Origin of the sequence: Pseudoalteromonas sp. KG3 (genome assembly GCF_030436385.1) — a bacterium.
In the GTDB taxonomy this organism is placed as follows: Bacteria; Pseudomonadota; Gammaproteobacteria; order Enterobacterales; family Alteromonadaceae; genus Pseudoalteromonas; species Pseudoalteromonas prydzensis.
On the sequence record NZ_CP098523.1, the window covers coordinates 531,561 to 548,539 of the forward strand.

The window sequence follows — 16,979 nt, forward strand, 5'->3', positions numbered from 1 at the left end:
TTGGGTGCTGGCTTTATCAGTTATATTTGCTCATTGATACTTGCTCAGTAATGTTTGCCTGCAATTGCGTCGTAAATCGCATTTGCCAACATGGTTATGTCCTCTTCGCTGCTAATATACGGTGGCATTAAATAGATAAGCTTACCAAATGGGCGGATCCAGACATGTTGGCTGATGAAGAAAGCTTGGATCTTGGCAACATCTATTACAGTATCTAGTTCAACCACACCAATTGCGCCAAGTGTTCTTACCTCAACAACCTGCTCAAGCTCACTGCAACGCTTTAATGCTTGCAGCGCATCGTTTAAATGGGTTATTTGCGCTTGCCAATCTTGTTCAATTAATAAATCAATACTTGCACAAGCCACTGCACAGGCCAGTGGGTTACCCATAAAGGTTGGCCCATGCATTAATACACCGGCTTCACCTTCGCTGATACCAATGGCTATCTTATCTGTGGTTAAGGTGGCTGATAAGGTCATCATGCCACCTGTGAGTGCTTTGCCAATACATAAAATATCAGGTCCTATATCTGCATGTTCTACAGCAAATAGTTTACCTGTGCGGCCAAATCCAGTGGCTATTTCGTCACAAATTAACAGTACGTCATAGTCTGTGCATAACTTGCGCACGGTTTTTAAATATTCGGGGTGATAAAAGTTCATGCCACCGGCGTTTTGAACAATTGGCTCGATAATAAAAGCGGCAATCTGTTGATGATGTTTAGCAAAATGATCTGCAAGCTGTTGCGCCTCTTGCTGATCAAAGGTTTGGCCAAATTGGCTGACTGGCGCTGGCACAAACACATGCTCGGGTAAAAACCCTTGGTATAGTGAGTGCATTGAGTTGATAGGATCACATACACTCATCGCTGCAAAGGTATCGCCATGATAGCCCTTTAACGGCGTCATTAGTTTTTGTTTGCTGGTGATACCTTGGCTGAGCCAGTACTGCAACGCCATTTTTATTGCTACTTCAACACACACTGAACCGCTATCGGCTAAAAACACTTTTTGTAATTTGCTTGGTGTGATTGCGACGAGCTTTTTACACAGCTCTACTGCAGGCGCGTGGGTTAGCCCGCCAAACATCACATGACTCATTTTATCAACTTGCTCGATCGCGGCATTTTTTAATACCGGGTGGCCATAACCATGGATGGCGCTCCACCAAGAAGCCATACCATCTATGAGCACTTCACCTGTGGCTAAGAAAATACGATTATCTTGGGTGTGACTAACCGGGTATACCGGCAAAGGTTGAGTCATCGATGTGTAGGGGTGCCAAATGTGCTGGCGATCAAAATCAAGGTCTATCGTGTATTTTTTATTCATTGGTAAACTTAATGCTGGTTGGGTTCGTTGACAATGTTACGGCAAGTCGTAGACTAAGCCAATATCACCGTCATGAAAAATAAAAAGAGAGAGTTATGGAGTTTGCAGCTGTTCGCCACGATTGGACACATCAACAAGTAAAAGCCTTATTTGAAATGCCGTTTAACGATTTATTGTTTAAGGCTGCGTCGGTACATCGTGCTAATTTTAATCCTAATGAAGTGCAAATATCGACTTTACTGTCAATTAAAACCGGCGCCTGCCCAGAAGACTGTAAATATTGCCCGCAATCGGGTCACTATAAAACTGATTTAGAGCGCGAACGCCTGCTTGAAGTTGAAAAAGTGGTTGAACAAGCGCGGTTAGCAAAACAAAAAGGCGCGACTCGCTTTTGCATGGGGGCTGCATGGTCTGATCCTAAAGACAGAGACATGCCGTATATTTCGCAAATGGTTAAAGAAGTGAAAGAGCTTGGCCTTGAAACCTGTATGACACTGGGCATGCTGGATAATCAAAAAGCTCATGCACTGCGCGATGCCGGCCTTGATTATTACAATCATAACCTCGATACCTCGCCTGAGTATTATGAGCAAATAATTACTACCCGTACGTTTCAAGATCGCTTAGACACCATTGGTAATGTGCGCGATGCCGGTATGAAAGTGTGCTCAGGCGGTATTGTTGGTATGGGTGAGCAAGCTGCCGATCGTTTTGGTTTATTAATGCAGCTTGCAAATCTTCCGCAACAACCAGAAAGTGTGCCAATTAACATGCTGGTGAAAGTAAAAGGCACACCACTGGAGAACGTTGACGATTTAGATCACTTTGAGTTTATTCGTACCATTGCCACAGCGCGTATTATGATGCCACACAGTTATGTACGGTTATCAGCAGGGCGTAATGCGATGAATGAACAAATGCAATCAATGTGCTTTTTTGCCGGTGCAAATTCAATTTTTTATGGTGATAAACTATTAACCACAGAAAACCCAGAAGCCGATGCGGATATGAAGTTGATTAAAAAATTAGGCATGAACCCTGAAAAACGCCACGATTATTCAGACGAAGCCTATGAAGCGTCGTTATCGTCAGCGGTAGCAGATAAAGCAACCTCAGAGATGTTTTACGAAGCCTAAAGCGCTCAGTAATAGGGTTATGGTTTAAAGTATCGCGTTGAAGGTTAGAGACATTTATGTCATTTGAATTTATAAACACCCATTTAGATGAACGCAAAGCACAGCAGCTACTGCGTAAACGCTATATAGTACAAAGCGCAACGGCGCGCACAATCACGGTTAATGATAAAAGCTACCTTAACTTTGCGAGTAACGATTACTTAGGGTTTGGTGATTCACCGGTGGAGTTAACCAGTGCGCCATTGTTAGGTAGCCACAGCTCAGCATTAGTGACGGGTTATCAGCAACCACAGCAAGCGCTTGAGCAAGTTTTATGTAGCGCTTTGGGTTATCAAGCTGGCATGCTGTTTAATTCGGGCTTTAGTGCAAATAGCAGTGTTATTAAGGCGTTGTTTCAAGATAAAGCGACGGCGCAACACAGTGCTATTTTTCAAGATAAGTTAAACCATGCCAGTTTAATTGATGGCGCATTACACGCCAACGCAGCTTTAATACGCTTTAAGCATAACGATATAAATCATCTACGTTCACGATTAGAAAAATCAAAAGCGCGCAATAAGCTAATCATTTCTGAGGGCGTGTTCTCGATGGATGGTGATACCGCACCGATCAAAGCGCTATTTGCCTTAGCAAAGCAGCATAACGCCTGGTTAATGATAGACGACGCCCATGGCTTTGGTGCGCTGGGTCAAACCGGGCTGGGTAGTTGTGAGTCATTAATAAATGAAGCGTGTATGCCAGATATTTTAGTGATCACCTTTGGTAAAGCGGTTGCTAGTAGCGGGGCGTGCGTATTAGGTTCGCAGCACTTTATAGAGTATATGCTGCAGTTTAATCGTGATTATACCTACTCAACCGCTATGTCACCGTTTATTGCTTCTCATACTTTGGCGCGTATTAAAAGCATAAGAGACGCTAACGATAAGCGAGCTAAATTAAACGCCAATATTGCGCTGTTTAAACGCCTAGCAAAAGAGCAGCAGATTGCGCTAATGGACTCCAATACCGCGATTCAGCCAATCGTTTTAGGCTGCGCTGAGCAAACGTTAAAAGCCAGTGAGCAATTAAAGCAGCAAGGTATTTGGCTAACGGCTATTCGCCCGCCAACCGTTTTACACAATACTTCGCGTTTGCGTATTACCTTAAGTGCAGCCCACACTCATGACGATATAGCTCAGCTTGTGGCTAGCTTACAAAAGGCCATAGCATGATAAGCCAGCAGGCAATTAAAACTAAGCCAGTTAGTTCTTCGGCTGTGTGTATAGCGGCTCAGGTTTTAAAAAAAACCACCGCGCATAACTTTTCAAAAGCAGCAAACAGTTACAGCCAGCATGCCAATGTGCAAAAACAAGCGGCTAATGATTTATTTAAACTCATTACTGCAAATCCTAAAAAGCTCTGTGTTGACTTAGGGGCAGGGCCGCTGGTTAATACTCAGGCTTTAAAGGCATTATTTGGCCAAGTTGTTGCTATAGATTTAAGTTTTAAGATGCTAAAAAGCAGTGCCTTAAACACCCCAAAACTGTGCGCTGATATGGATAATTTACCGCTGCAAGCAAACAGTATTGATGTGGTTTTTAGTAATTTTGCGCTCCAGTGGTCTGCTGATTTTGAAACGCTAATGCACTCGCTTTATCAAGCATTAAAGCCAGGCGGGCAAGCCTATATTAGTACGGTTGTTGTAGGATCATTAAATGAGATAAAAACCGCCTTTGCAGCGCTTGATTCCTATAGTCATATTAATCAGTTTGCAAGTCATAGCAATATAAACCAATCGGTCGAAAAGGCAGGGTTTAAGATCAACGCCTCAAATAAAGTAATTTATACCGATCAACACAGCAGTGCATTAGCGGCTATAAAATCAATTAAGGCTATTGGTGCCACCACCCATAATCACGCAACAAGTCGCCGTGGTTTATTAACTAAATCAGCGCTAAAAAAAGTCTGTGATGCCTATCCGCTATTAAACAATCAAGCCCATGTATCTTACCATGTGGTATTGTTATCATTAGAAAAAGCCCAGTAAAAATAGAAAGGCCACGCCATGAATCAGTTTTTTATTACCGGTACAGATACCGATGCCGGTAAAACCCATGTAACCAGTTTGCTGTTAAAGTTACTCGCACAACATAAAAAGCGTGCAATAGGTTTTAAGCCGATTGCCTCTGGGTGTGAAATGGCATTTGAGCAGCTCGTTAATGCCGATGCGCTAATGCTAATGGAAAGTGCCACAGTAAGCGCTAAATACGACATAATCAATCCATTTGCATTTGCACCGCCAATAGCTCCCCATATAGCTGCAGAGCAAGCGGGTATAAACATAACAGTAGAAAAGCTCAGCGCGGCTTATCAACATGTTAAGCAGCAAGGCGCAGATTATCTGTTAACAGAAGGTGCGGGCGGCTGGGCATTACCTATTAATAATAACGAGTATTTATATGACTGGGTTAAAGCAGAGCAACTGCCGGTTATATTAGTAGTCGGTATGAAGTTAGGCTGTATAAATCATGCATTACTTAGTGCTGCGCATATGCAAAGTTTAGGGATTAACTGTGTAGGTTGGATTGCAAACCAAGTTGATGCCACTATGGATGAATACCAAGAAAACCTAGACTCACTCAAAACACGCTTACCATTTCCACTGCTTGCCATTAGCCCATACACAGAGCAAACCCCTAAATTACAAATTTATAAAACCCTACTTGAAAAATTATCAATAAATCCATAAATAACCCTTGTGTTGTGACATAGTTTGTCACAAAATGGCGCTGGCGTTATGACATAGTGTGTCATAACGCAGTGATTGCTCAAAGCCGATCAAACATAGTAAATCGCTCAGCAATAAATGTTATTTTTGGAGAACTCGTATGAAACGTGTATTTTTGTTTTTATTAACTAACCTAGCGGTTATGTTGGTATTAGGTGTGGTGCTTTCAATCATAATGAGTGCGCTGGGCTTAAGCCATCGTAGCCTTGGCGGAATTTTACTAATTGCAGCTGTATTTGGTTTTGGTGGCTCTTTTATTTCTTTATTCATGTCAAAATGGATGGCGAAAAAGTCAACCGGCGCTTATGTGATTGAGCAACCGCGTAACGAAACTGAGCACTGGTTAGTGCAAACAGTGGCTACGCAAGCTAAAAAAGCCGGTATTGCTATGCCGGAAGTGGCGATTTACGATAGCCCTGAAATGAATGCCTTTGCGACAGGCCCGAGTAAAAATAATTCGCTGGTGGCTGTAAGCTCTGGTTTATTACAGCATATGAGTCAAGATCAAGCCGAGGCGGTACTTGCTCATGAGGTTTCGCATATTGCCAATGGCGATATGGTTACTTTGACCTTGATCCAAGGTGTGGTGAATACCTTTGTTATTTTTGCCGCAAAAGTACTGGCTGGTATTGTTGACAACTTTATCAATAGTGATGAAGAAGAGGGCGGCAGCAGCTGGACTTACTTCCTATTTGATATGTTATTCCAAGTATTATTTGGCGTATTGGCAAGCATAGTGGTTGCTCATTACAGCCGTAAACGTGAGTTTGCAGCCGATAACGGCGCAGCTCAGTTGGTAGGCGCAGATAAAATGCGTTCAGCACTTGAGCGATTAAAGCAAAATCACCCTTCACAATTAGAAGGCTCAATGATGGCGTTTGGTATTGCCAGTGGTAAAGGCATGGCTGAGTTGTTTTCATCTCACCCACCGCTTGACGCACGTATAGACGCACTACGTCGTTAAATTCAAGTTTTTCACAGTACTTGTAAACAAAAAGCCTGCATTTGCAGGCTTTTTTATTTTTAATGTTTTTTATTGCGATTGAATGATCTCAGTTATGCCCTCTGGCGAGAGTATTTCAATCCAGTAACCGTCGGGGTCTTTAATAAAAGCGAGGCCTTTCATTGAACCGCCATCTGGTTTTTTCACAAACTCCACATCGTATTTAGCAAAGCGCTCACACGCCGCGTATACATCGGGCACACTAATACCAATATGACCAAAGCCTTTTGGTTCCTCATTACCGCTAACATAGCCCGTAAAGCTATCGTCGCTTTCAGTGCCCCAGTTATGAGTAAGCTCTATTAAAGCAGGGCGGCGAAACACCCACTGGGTTTTTTCTTTATCATCGCCTTCTGGCAAGTCTTGCTCATAGCCTAAAAAGTACAAGGTAAATTTCATACCCGGAAAGTCATACTTACCTAACAGCTTCATACCTAATACGTTTTGATAAAATGCCAGCGACGGTTTGGGATCTTTAATACGCAACATAGTTTGCTGCATTACATAGCCTTCGGTGGCCTGAGCAACTTGCTCTGGAGGTTCGTTATAGCGAGACATGAGATAATCCTTAATGAAATGACTGAAAAAACCTTAATGGATTTAAAAAGGCAGGGTATACGCTCATCATAATCAACAGCAGCAAAAATTAAAACCACCGAGCTAAATTACTTGCAAGTCAGTTGAGTGCTTTATAAGCGAAAAATGGCATATTTAGCGATGCTGTTTATTTATACAGTTCTGGGGTTTTGTCCCATAACATTATTAAAAGTCGTTTTGGTGTATTTTAACAGCGAGTGTTTTATAGCCTACGTAATTACTTGTTTACATTGAAGTTGTTTAGTGGAATTATTGAACAATGTAATATACGCCTTTTTGGGGTGTTATAAACCCCCAAAGTGGTGTTTGATAAGCTGTTAGGCGCTTATTCAATCACGATACATATTAAGGATAATTTATGGCTATGCGATTATTTTTTAAATCAGAACCAACATGGCTTAGTTGATATAATTAAGTTAAACAATATTTTAGCTAACGCTGTTTAAATTTGAACTATTAAGTCACTTTACCAGCATTGTCTTATATAAGGTTGTTTACTAAAGTGAAGTTATAACCTTGTGTAAATTTAAAAGGGAAAATCATGAACCAGTTAACCGAAAAGTCGATTAGTTGCCCTTACTGTGGAGAAAACATAGAAGTATTAATTGATGTGGTTGATATTGATGAGCAATACATAGAAGACTGCCAAGTGTGTTGCAGGCCTATTTCGTTTGTCGTATTTGAAGATAACGATGAACTTAATGTAAATGTATACAGTGAAGATGAGGCGTTTTAAAAGGCAAATATGAGATTTTTAAAAACTTCTCTTCAACTTTATGAAAATTAAACATTGACAATATTTAATGTTCTTTTTACTCTTGAAGATAGGTACAAAATTTTAAAAGGAATTAAGATGGAAACTCGTGTTATTAGATCACAAAAATTATCACTCAGGGAAAAGAAAAGTTTAGAGATACAGTGCAATAATAGATTGAATTGGACTGATGGTGGTCATTGGATGGGCGTAGGTAAAGCACCAGACTGTGATACTAGAGAGCGTTTAAAAAGTAAGTCTTCTCACACACTAACTTTTCCAACTGATCAGTCAGCTAATAAATGGAATTCTGAATGGGAGAAAGTCATTAGACACGGTGGTTACCTAGCTTCTGCATTGCTAGGTTTAGGAACGGGCTTTATAGCAACATCAACTGCATCTTTTTCAGTCTCCGTAATTTCTGGTGTTGTTCTTGGAGAAGCGCAGGCTTCAGTAATTTTTCCAAGAATGGAAAGGGGTTGGAGTTACGAAATTATTTTTGAATATGATTTTTCTTGGTCACCTCACCCTTTCTTTGGAAATAGACTAATCCAAACTATCACTGGAATTTCGAGAGATCATCAGGGGAAAGAAGTTTTAGTAAATTCTAATACACAAAAATATGATTTGGACCAGCTACCTGATGGTTTAGGGCGACTTTTAGCAAGTTCTCCACCTAAAGTAACGTCGTCGGTTTATAGTTGACTTATTTCTAAATTAATTAAAGATTGTTAACTAAGCAATCTTTAATTAATGAGATCTGCTAAGAATAATCCAAACTAAAAAGTTCCTCTTAAATCACAAACTGGTTATGTATGATCCCTAAGTGCTTAAAATGTTCTGCTAATATTTCATTATCGTGGTTTACTATATCTTTAATGACGACTCGTTATAGATGTACAAGTTGTGGCTCATTGCATGAATTTACAAATCGTCACCGTTACTTAGGTGTCTTTTTTGTTTTGCCATTGATTCTTTTAGTTAATTTGACGGAGAGTTTTATAACTTCAAATGTGCTTAGAGTGATTTTATTAATTTGCGTGGCTGTTTTTATCATGATCTTAATACCTGGACAACACCAGTTAAGTGTAAAAGATGATTTGGAAATTAAAAAAAAGAAATAAGTTGTCATATCTACAAATATTACATTTACACACGATCTATATGGATATAAAAATGCATAAAATTATAATATGTCTTGCTATTTTAATTACGCTGATCTATTCACCTTTACTTTATTCGAAAGAGAATGATATTCAGTTTAAATGGAAGTTAATTGAAGTTATTGCATCAGATATAGATACAATAAAAATTGATGATGGTAATTTTTTTAAAATTGATAACTCAGGTATTCTCCAAATAATGAAAAAACATGGGAATAGATACTACCCTTACACAAGGGAAGGCAAAATATTACATGTAACTTCGGGAGAAGTAGTCAGAAAATGGGAAGTGCTACATGTTGATGAGCATAACCTACGTCTAGACTCCCCACTCGGTATTTATGTTTTAAAACGTTAATAATGAAAATTTTTAATGCTTTTTTCTATTATAAGTACCTTACTGATTTTGCTGTTCACGCGCTAATTGGTTAGGCAGCAACTCCTCCACAATTTCTCTCGCTGGTAAGGTGTAACGTACGCCATCGAACATTACAGATGTAAATTCATCAATACTTGTTATACCTGTTAATGTCCATCCTTCACCGCGCTCAGGGCAATAAACAGTGGTTGTTGGTTGTATTACTTTAAATTCATCGCTCATAATTTGATTGTTGTGTTATTAACTTGTTTGCGCGGTATCTTAAGGCAATAATAGTGGGCTTTAAAGCCGTAATTTAATTTTATTTATGAACAATGAGTTTACACTAAGCCGAATTACATTAAAGCCAATTAAACATAGGGACTGTAGCGCGTTGTGGGCTATTTTGTCTGAGCCGTTAGTTGCGCAATATAATGACTATGCAATGCCACTTACACGTAATGACGTAAAACAACTGATCCAAGATGATATTACTGGCATGTATGAAGGAAATACGCTGCGCTTAGGAATGTACTTATTAAATACGTCGACCTTGATTGGCTGCATTGGTTTATATGATATTACAGAGGGCAGTGCTTGGTTAGGGTTTGAGTTGTCTGTAGATTATTGGGGGGATGGGTTTATGTCTGAAGCATTAGCATTTATGCTAACAAATATAACAGCCGTTGTTGCGCTGTTAGGCAATGAGTCGAACATTACTAATTTACAGGCGAAAGTGGCGGTAGAAAACACCCAAAGCCAGCAACTACTTCGCCGTTTTAAATTCACTCATGTAGCGAGTGAACATTGGCTGTATAAATTTTAAATCATACTTTGTTACATAACGGTAGTTTCATAAAGAATCGAGGAAGGGTATTGTTTTTAAAATAATCTTTGACTTGCAGTTATGATGACCCTATTAAAAAAACTAAATTACACTGTAATAATTATTCTCTTGAGCATAGCAGCCCTGATTGCAGGTGCCGTTGTTATTTATAAATACAACGCGCATTACACGTCAAATTTTAAAGACATCACAATTTATTCTCAGGTATTGGATGAAAGTAGGAAAGTGTTTATTCGTTTACCTAATAATTTTGAGCCAAAAAAGCGCTACTCCTTGATTATTAGAACCGATGGTAACTTTAATCTTACGCAGTGGGATTCAGTGATGGCTGAGTTACCAGCGCAGCAAGATACAATTTTAGTGTCTATTCCTAATCAATTTTGGACCTTTACTAGAAATCGTGATTTAGTGCCGCCGTATGCTCGCCAAGATGTTAATACCCAAGCTCGCCCTGCAAGTGAAAATGCGCCTGAATTATTTGGCCAAGCGGATAAATTTTTAGCTTTTATAGACAGTGAATTATTACCGTATTTAGAATCACATTATAGGCTAGATAATAATCGTGTTTTATCTGGCTATTCAGCAGGAGGGAGTTTTGTTTTATACACTATGAGCACAAAACCTTGGTTGTTTAACGGTTATTTTGCATTTAGTCCGGCTGCTTGGTATGACGACATGACAGTTGTAAAAGAGTTTGAGCAATTCTTATCGCAACGAAGCCTCACTACAGAAGATTACATACCGTTGTCGCTATATATAACAGTTGGAGGCGCTGAACACCCATTAATGTTAAGTGCCTTTGCTGGCCTTAAGAATAGTCTTAACATACATGCTAATGATATTATCTGGGATAGCAGAATTAATGATGGTTTAGAGCACAGGGAAAACCCGGTGGTTAGTGTTAAGCAGGCACTCGATTTCTATAATTCATCGATAAACTAATATGCTGAATTAAAGAACAAGTTAGTAAGATGTCAGATTAACTTAGCAAAAAGAACACATCATACTAAATCTATAGATCTAGATAACGTTGCATAGCAGTATTTTTTGACTAAAACTATCAAAAGGGATTATGAGCTTAATAAGTCAAAGTTAGCTAGTCAGTGTTTTAACAATAGCAGCGAATTAGTTGGGGGTTTAGAAGCTGAGTTTGATTTACACGGCGTTATTAATTAGTCGTGTTGTTTATAACTTGTTTATTAAGCATGATTAAACAAGGTACTTAACCATTAAAAAAGCGCTATCACATTTGGTTACGCTTTTAATGTAATCAGAGGGTAGGTTTCACTTTAAATTTAATGCTAAAAGTGAAACCCACAGAGTGAAATAAGTTGTCCTAAAGAATAGATAGTTTGTTGGTCAACAGCCGTAACATTTTGTCAGGCTGTGGTTCATGCTCATTTAAGCCAGCGATTATAGTCATAAAGTAACAATCTAACATTGCGCTTGCTTTAATATCATCAAGCTCAGGCTGTTCACTAAACAAACGCTGCTTAAAGTCATTCATTTGCTGCTCAAAAAAAGCAGCCTGCCAAATCATATCGCTAATTAGTATTTTACTAAACTCGCTATTGTCACAATAAAACTCAAACAGCGGCAGGGCATAGTGGCTAAGTTTTAAACGTGGCATGCTGGTTATCAGTTTGACTTGCTTGGTGAAGAATCGCATCTATTTGCTGCTGCATACCCGCTTTAAGCAAATCAATTTTATTGCCCGGTGGCATTTTAATGTTGTGGATCATACTCGGTCCAAAAGCAGGGTATTTAGCATTTAGGCAGGCATTTTTTGAGCAACGAAAGGGAAGTAATTAAATGGATTAATTTAGATAGGCTATAAGGTATACAGCCTATCTGCTTAAGAGTTATAAATTGTAATGAAACCCGATAGCAATACCATCGTCTTCAGATAAACCCATTTGATACTCTTGCTCTTTATCGGCGCTTGAAAAGTCACTAAAGTCTTTTCGCGCTTCTATGTACACAATCGTATCTGCATCAAATAAATAGTGAACACCAAGTACACTAAATTGACGTTTAAAATTGTCATTCGGATCAGCATTAAAGTTTGGCTGGATCACGTAATCTGTACCAGCATCAAACACGTTATAAGCAATGAAAGTACGAATGTCATTATCAAATTTATAAGATAGTAATGACTCTAAGCCCACCGCATCTTTGATCAAACGACCTAAATTATCGGTATCGTGATTCTCATTTTTATTGATGTTTGCCGCAAAATAAACACCGTCACTATCAAAGTTACCCCAAGTAACTCCAGCGCCATAAATAAAATCATTAACTGATTGAACGCGTCCTGAGGTGTAATTTACGTTGAGCTCACCGCGGTTAAAGCCAGCGGTGAGTGTTAAGTCATCATTTACTGCATAGGTAACAGCTGCACCATAGGTGGAATTAAACTCTACCTGTTGAGCTATATTACTGCCATTCTCCCATAATGTTTGACAAGCAGACTCTGAAATAGCCTCAATATCACAGGTATAAAAATCATTATTTTTAAACTGCACTTGGGCTGCAAAGCTAAAATCACCGTAACTATTGCGGTATTGTAATAACTTATCGCCGCGGCCGGTACCGTTGATCGCTCCGTCGTCTTTATTGTATGTGTAAACACCTGCCGCATTACCGTCCCACACTAAACTGTAGTTGGTGCTATAAACAACGTCGTACCATGCTCCCCATTGTTTACCTATAGTCACTTGTCCATATTTTTCATGCGCTATGCCCACATAACCCAGACGGTCTAAAGTATCCCCAAAATTAGCCTTTATATATCAATGAACTAATAGTGTTAAAAAATATGGGTAGTGAGGGAACATTCATGGTGTTTTGTGATCTTATGAATCGCTTAAAAACAACAGAACTAAACACCATGAATGCGTCTACTATTTTGCACAATATGCTCCGCGCTGTCACCCCTAACTCTATTCATAAAGCCAGATTTAATACTCTAGTCGCTGCCGTTAAATCTCTTTTGCACTGTCAGCAATGCACCTTGACATCTATTGGTCGCAATTTGGATTCAAAAACAACTGAAAAACATGATATTAAACGTATTGATCGACTACTCAATAACCACGAGCTTTTGCGTGAGTCGACATCGGTTTATGTTCGCTTAAGCCGTTTTGTGGTCACTGAAAAGCATCCCGTCATTTTGGTTGATTGGAGTCATGCAGATACACAAACCAAATACTGTATTCTGCGTGCCAGCATTGCCAGTGAAGGTCGTTCTTTGACCCTGTATCAGGAAAGTGCATTCAGTTTTCAGTATCATTGCCCAAAAGTTCAAAAACGGTTCTTAAAGATGCTCAAACTGATCTTGCCGAGTGATTGCCGCCCCGTCATTGTGACGGATGCGGGCTTTAAAGTTCCCTGGCTCAAAGCCGTGCGGAACAATAGCTGGCATTATATCAGCCGGGTTCGAGGTACGGCACATTTGAAAACGCAGGGCAGCGATGAGTTTGTTCCATGCCAGTCACTATTCAAGAGCAATCAACGTAAGAGCCAGTATCTTGGCGCGACCGAGTTGACCAAAAGTGCAAAATATCAAACTCATGCAGTGCTGGTTGGCAAGGGACATAAGTTATTAAAAAGAGATAAAAAACGTGGTTATAAGGAGCCTTGGCTACTCGTTTCTTCTCTTCCAAAGAGGCACCACTTTCTCGAAAAAGTACTCAAATTATATGGTATGAGAATGCAGATAGAAGCAGGATTTCGAGATCAAAAAAGTGTTAGGTTCGGCTTAGGCTCAGATCTGCACAGGACAAACAAACTCTATCGATTAGACATACTGTTGCTGCTTGCCACACTGGCTCATTGGTTCTCAATGATGCTGGGGGCAGTGATAGACAAAGCAGGAAAGACAGGCGCTTTTCAAGCTAATTCAACCAAAAAAAGACGAGTAGTGTCATGGGCATTTGTTGGGCTGCGATACTTCAAAAAACAGTCCATTAAACTGCGACGGCGAGATTATTTGGCAGGACTAGCCTATTTCGTACAGGTGGTAGTGCAACTCGATTGGAAAAATATGGATGTGAGTGATGTAATTGAAACTTAATGATTATTTCTGGGGATCCCTTAGCCAGACGGTTGTATAAAAACTCATCTTGTATTGATTCAAAGCGATTATTATAAAGAATATCGCTACTACCAACAGGATTTACACCCCATTCCAGTAATGCCAGAGCGGTCCACTGATTTTTAAGTTTACGGCTAAAATCAAAACTGATCCGTGATGCACCATTAACTATTTCTGTCTGTCCTTGGGTATGAATGACGCGCGCATCGATAAAACCGCCAATGGTCACGTTATTTGTTCCATCATCGTAAAGCTCAACAGCACTTACATAAGGAGTAAGCATGATGCTAGAGGTGAGGATAAGCTGAGCTAACTTGTTATTCATTCAGTTTTGCCTTGTACTAAAATTTGTATCGTTTACAGGTAGGGCGCAGACTAACAAAGCTAAATTGAGGGTAAAGTGAAAAAATATCATCAAAAAACCATAGAGGAAATTTGAAAATAGCTTTTCGATTGCTTTATGAGCAAGCGTTACTAATTAGTAATCAAAACGATGACTAATTAGTTGAGTTTAGCGCCTTGCTTTTTAATTACAAGTACGCTGATATGCGCTTAGAACATAGCTAATAATACATGGAAAAATCGGCCTAATTAATATAAACTCCAGCCAATTTTATTTTATGATTTCCCCGTTGGAGGGTAGCGCTATCATTAGTACAGCTAACATCACCATGCAATTTGGTGCTAAACCGTTATTTGAAAATATTTCAGCTAAATTTGGCGAAGGTAACCGTTATGGTTTAATTGGTGCAAATGGCTGCGGTAAATCTACATTTATGAAGATCTTAAGTGGTGAACTTGAGCCATCAGCTGGTAATGTTAGTACAGATCCAAATGAACGGGTTGCTAAACTAAATCAAGATCAATTCGCTTATGAAGAATATTCAGTAATCGACACTGTAATAATGGGTCATAAAGAATTGTGGGCAATTAAACAAGAGCGTGACCGTATCTACAGCTTACCTGAAATGAGTGAAGAGGATGGCATGAAAGTGGCCGACCTTGAAACTGAGTTTGCTGAAATGGATGGTTATTCTGCTGAATCAAAAGCGGGTGAGTTGTTAATGGGGGTAGGTATTGCAACTGATCAACATTACGGCCCAATGTCAGAAATTGCCCCAGGTTTTAAATTACGCGTGCTACTGGCGCAAGTGCTATTCTCTGATCCCGATATTATGCTACTCGATGAGCCGACCAATAACTTGGATATTTATACTATCAAGTGGTTGGAAGACGTGTTGAACCAACGCGATTGCACCATGATCATCATTTCCCATGACCGTCATTTCTTAAACTCTGTATGTACGCATATGGCTGATATTGATTATGGTGAATTACGTGTTTACCCAGGTAACTATGACGAATACATGTTTGCTGCAACGCAAGCACGTGAACGTTTATTAAGTGAAAATGCCAAAAAGAAAAGCCAAATTGCTGAGCTGCAACAGTTTGTTTCGCGTTTCTCAGCGAATGCGTCTAAAGCAAAGCAAGCCACATCACGTGCTAAGCGAATTGATAAGATCCAATTAGATGAAGTGAAAGCATCATCGCGTCAAACGCCGTTTATCCGTTTTGAACAAGAAAAACAGTTATTCCGTAACGCGCTTGAATTAACCAATTTAGGCCAAGGCTTTGAAGAGATGCTGTTCACAGGCCTTGAAGGTTTAGTTGAAGTAGGTGAGCGTATTGCCATTATCGGTGAAAACGGTGTGGGTAAAACCACATTATTAAATACCCTAGCTGGGCGTTTAGCGCCAAAGCAAGGTGAGTATAAGTGGTCTGAAAACCATAATATTGGTTATTATGCACAAGATCATGCGGACGAATTTGCTACTGACATGAACTTATTCCAGTGGATGGAGCAATGGCAACAAGAGGGCGATGATGAGCAAGTTGTTCGCAGCTTCTTAGGCCGTATGTTGTTCTCACAAAATGATATTAAAAAGTCTGTAAAAGTGATCTCGGGTGGTGAGCAAGGCCGCATGCTATTTGGTAAAATCATGATGCATAAACCAAATATATTGCTGATGGATGAACCGACTAACCACATGGATATGGAATCAATTGAGGCATTGAACCTTGCGCTTGAAGCGTATGAAGGCACGTTAATGTTCGTTTCTCATGATCGTCAGTTTGTATCATCAGTGGCTACCCGTATTTGGGAAATAAAAGACGGGAAAGTTACTGATTTTAGAGGCACTTACTCTGAGTACCTAGCCAGCAAAGAAGCCTAACGCTAAATTTGTTTGTTAACCTAAAAAGCCATGCATGTCATGGCTTTTTTGTTGTTTTGTATTTCAGGTTTAGTGTTCAATGCGTTGCCTAACTTGCTTTTAATACCAACGACGCTCGCATCTTGAGGTGGCTTGGGTATATAATACCGCCCATAAATGCGGACATTAGTCCGCTATAAGCTTTAAAACTATTACTGAGGAGTATTTATGACTGTTGGCATTATTATGGGTTCCAAATCAGATTGGCCAACGATGGAACACGCTGCGATCATGCTAGAAAAATTTGGTATCGCGTATGAAACTAAAGTTGTATCGGCTCATCGCACTCCTCAACTCCTAGCTGATTACGCAAGCTCTGCGGCAGAACGCGGTATTAAAGTGATTATTGCCGGTGCCGGTGGCGCAGCTCACTTACCAGGTATGGCGGCAGCATTTACGTCTTTACCTGTTCTGGGTGTTCCTGTGAAGTCTAAAATGTTAAATGGCATTGATTCATTATTGTCTATTTGCCAAATGCCTAAAGGTGTTGCAGTAGGGACTTTAGCAATCGGTGAAGCGGGCGCTGCAAATGCGGGTCTACTTGCTGCACAAATTTTAGGTTGTCAGCAGCCTGATATTTTTGCCAAAGTTGAAGCGTTCCGTAAAGAACAAACAGAGACTATTTTAGCTAACCCTAATCCAGCAGAGTAA

At 39.8% G+C, this 16,979-nt stretch carries 18 protein-coding genes and 2 pseudogenes; 13 read left to right on the forward strand and 7 right to left on the reverse strand.

What is annotated here, in order from left to right:
- Positions 1 to 44: 44 nt before the first annotated feature.
- Entirely contained in the window at positions 45 to 1,334 is a 1,290-nt protein-coding gene (gene bioA, locus NDQ71_RS02625; RefSeq protein WP_301562205.1) for an adenosylmethionine--8-amino-7-oxononanoate transaminase, read from the reverse strand.
- A 95-nt stretch (positions 1,335 to 1,429) separates the two neighbouring features.
- Here bioA and bioB point away from each other — a divergent pair, with 95 nt between their 5' ends.
- The 5 genes from bioB to htpX all read left to right on the forward strand — a co-directional run bounded on the left by bioB (position 1,430) and on the right by htpX (position 6,201).
- A complete protein-coding gene (gene bioB, locus NDQ71_RS02630) occupies positions 1,430 to 2,470 on the forward strand; it encodes a biotin synthase BioB (RefSeq protein WP_192542293.1) in 1,041 nt (346 codons plus the stop codon).
- Between the two features lie 56 nt (positions 2,471 to 2,526).
- Positions 2,527 to 3,681 carry an 8-amino-7-oxononanoate synthase gene (locus NDQ71_RS02635; protein ID WP_301562206.1) on the forward strand — a complete coding sequence of 385 codons (1,155 nt, stop codon included), beginning with the start codon at positions 2,527 to 2,529 and terminating at the stop codon, positions 3,679 to 3,681.
- Positions 3,678 to 4,496, forward strand: a complete 819-nt coding sequence (locus NDQ71_RS02640) for a methyltransferase domain-containing protein (RefSeq protein ID WP_301562207.1) — start codon at positions 3,678 to 3,680, stop codon at positions 4,494 to 4,496. Before NDQ71_RS02635 ends, NDQ71_RS02640 begins: the two co-directional genes overlap by 4 nt.
- 18 nt (positions 4,497 to 4,514) lie before the next feature.
- Positions 4,515 to 5,198 (forward strand): dethiobiotin synthase, encoded by a 684-nt coding sequence (bioD, locus tag NDQ71_RS02645; protein WP_301562208.1) that lies wholly within the window; start codon positions 4,515 to 4,517, stop codon positions 5,196 to 5,198.
- 139 nt (positions 5,199 to 5,337) lie between these two features.
- The gene (gene htpX / locus NDQ71_RS02650) at positions 5,338 to 6,201 is read left to right on the forward strand and encodes a protease HtpX (RefSeq protein ID WP_301562209.1); all 864 of its coding nucleotides are present in this window, start codon (positions 5,338 to 5,340) and stop codon (positions 6,199 to 6,201) included.
- A gap of 69 nt (positions 6,202 to 6,270) precedes the next feature.
- Here the strand turns inward: htpX and gloA are convergent, their stop codons facing one another.
- Positions 6,271 to 6,798 (reverse strand): lactoylglutathione lyase, encoded by a 528-nt coding sequence (gene gloA / locus NDQ71_RS02655; RefSeq protein WP_301562210.1) that lies wholly within the window; start codon positions 6,796 to 6,798, stop codon positions 6,271 to 6,273.
- Positions 6,799 to 7,378: 580 nt separating this feature from the next.
- Between gloA and NDQ71_RS02660 the strand changes: the two genes are divergently transcribed.
- The 3 genes from NDQ71_RS02660 (at position 7,379) to NDQ71_RS02670 (ending at position 9,112) form a co-directional block, all read left to right on the forward strand.
- Entirely contained in the window at positions 7,379 to 7,573 is a 195-nt protein-coding gene (locus NDQ71_RS02660) for a CPXCG motif-containing cysteine-rich protein (RefSeq protein WP_192542287.1), read from the forward strand.
- 117 nt (positions 7,574 to 7,690) lie between these two features.
- Entirely contained in the window at positions 7,691 to 8,296 is a 606-nt protein-coding gene (locus NDQ71_RS02665) for a hypothetical protein (RefSeq protein WP_076919500.1), read from the forward strand.
- 471 nt (positions 8,297 to 8,767) lie between these two features.
- Positions 8,768 to 9,112, forward strand: coding sequence for a hypothetical protein (locus NDQ71_RS02670; RefSeq protein ID WP_076919501.1), 345 nt, complete (start codon positions 8,768 to 8,770; stop codon positions 9,110 to 9,112).
- A gap of 39 nt (positions 9,113 to 9,151) precedes the next feature.
- Here the strand turns inward: NDQ71_RS02670 and NDQ71_RS02675 are convergent, their stop codons facing one another.
- Positions 9,152 to 9,355, reverse strand: coding sequence for a hypothetical protein (locus NDQ71_RS02675; protein ID WP_192542286.1), 204 nt, complete (start codon positions 9,353 to 9,355; stop codon positions 9,152 to 9,154).
- 85 nt (positions 9,356 to 9,440) lie between these two features.
- On the opposite strand from NDQ71_RS02675, the gene NDQ71_RS02680 reads away from it, so the two are divergent.
- Complete coding sequence (locus NDQ71_RS02680) at positions 9,441 to 9,938, forward strand: GNAT family N-acetyltransferase (RefSeq protein WP_301562211.1); 498 nt, start codon at positions 9,441 to 9,443, stop codon at positions 9,936 to 9,938.
- Positions 9,939 to 10,022: 84 nt separating this feature from the next.
- The gene (locus NDQ71_RS02685; RefSeq protein ID WP_301562644.1) at positions 10,023 to 10,901 is read left to right on the forward strand and encodes an alpha/beta hydrolase; all 879 of its coding nucleotides are present in this window, start codon (positions 10,023 to 10,025) and stop codon (positions 10,899 to 10,901) included.
- 394 nt (positions 10,902 to 11,295) lie between these two features.
- Here NDQ71_RS02685 and NDQ71_RS02690 read toward each other — a convergent pair whose 3' ends face one another.
- From NDQ71_RS02690 to NDQ71_RS02700, 3 genes and pseudogenes are all read right to left on the reverse strand, one after another.
- Positions 11,296 to 11,589: a hypothetical protein gene (locus NDQ71_RS02690; RefSeq protein WP_192542284.1), complete on the reverse strand. Its 294-nt coding sequence runs from the start codon at positions 11,587 to 11,589 to the stop codon at positions 11,296 to 11,298.
- Entirely contained in the window at positions 11,570 to 11,701 is a 132-nt protein-coding gene (locus tag NDQ71_RS02695; protein WP_263973436.1) for a hypothetical protein, read from the reverse strand. The genes NDQ71_RS02690 and NDQ71_RS02695 overlap by 20 nt, the downstream gene beginning before the upstream one ends.
- Before the next feature lie 120 nt (positions 11,702 to 11,821).
- Positions 11,822 to 12,721 (reverse strand): annotated as a pseudogene (locus tag NDQ71_RS02700) (porin); the annotation flags it as partial.
- 95 nt (positions 12,722 to 12,816) lie between these two features.
- Here NDQ71_RS02700 and NDQ71_RS02705 point away from each other — a divergent pair.
- On the forward strand, positions 12,817 to 14,034 hold the full coding sequence (locus NDQ71_RS02705; RefSeq protein ID WP_301562645.1) for an IS4 family transposase: 1,218 nt from the start codon (positions 12,817 to 12,819) through the stop codon (positions 14,032 to 14,034).
- A 25-nt stretch (positions 14,035 to 14,059) separates the two neighbouring features.
- Here NDQ71_RS02705 and NDQ71_RS02710 read toward each other — a convergent pair.
- Positions 14,060 to 14,380: pseudogene (locus tag NDQ71_RS02710) on the reverse strand (porin); the annotation flags it as partial.
- Between the two features lie 322 nt (positions 14,381 to 14,702).
- On the opposite strand from NDQ71_RS02710, the gene NDQ71_RS02715 reads away from it, so the two are divergent.
- Positions 14,703 to 16,289, forward strand: coding sequence for an ABC-F family ATPase (locus tag NDQ71_RS02715; protein ID WP_301562646.1), 1,587 nt, complete (start codon positions 14,703 to 14,705; stop codon positions 16,287 to 16,289).
- 207 nt (positions 16,290 to 16,496) lie between these two features.
- A complete protein-coding gene (gene purE / locus NDQ71_RS02720; RefSeq protein WP_192542282.1) occupies positions 16,497 to 16,979 on the forward strand; it encodes a 5-(carboxyamino)imidazole ribonucleotide mutase in 483 nt (160 codons plus the stop codon).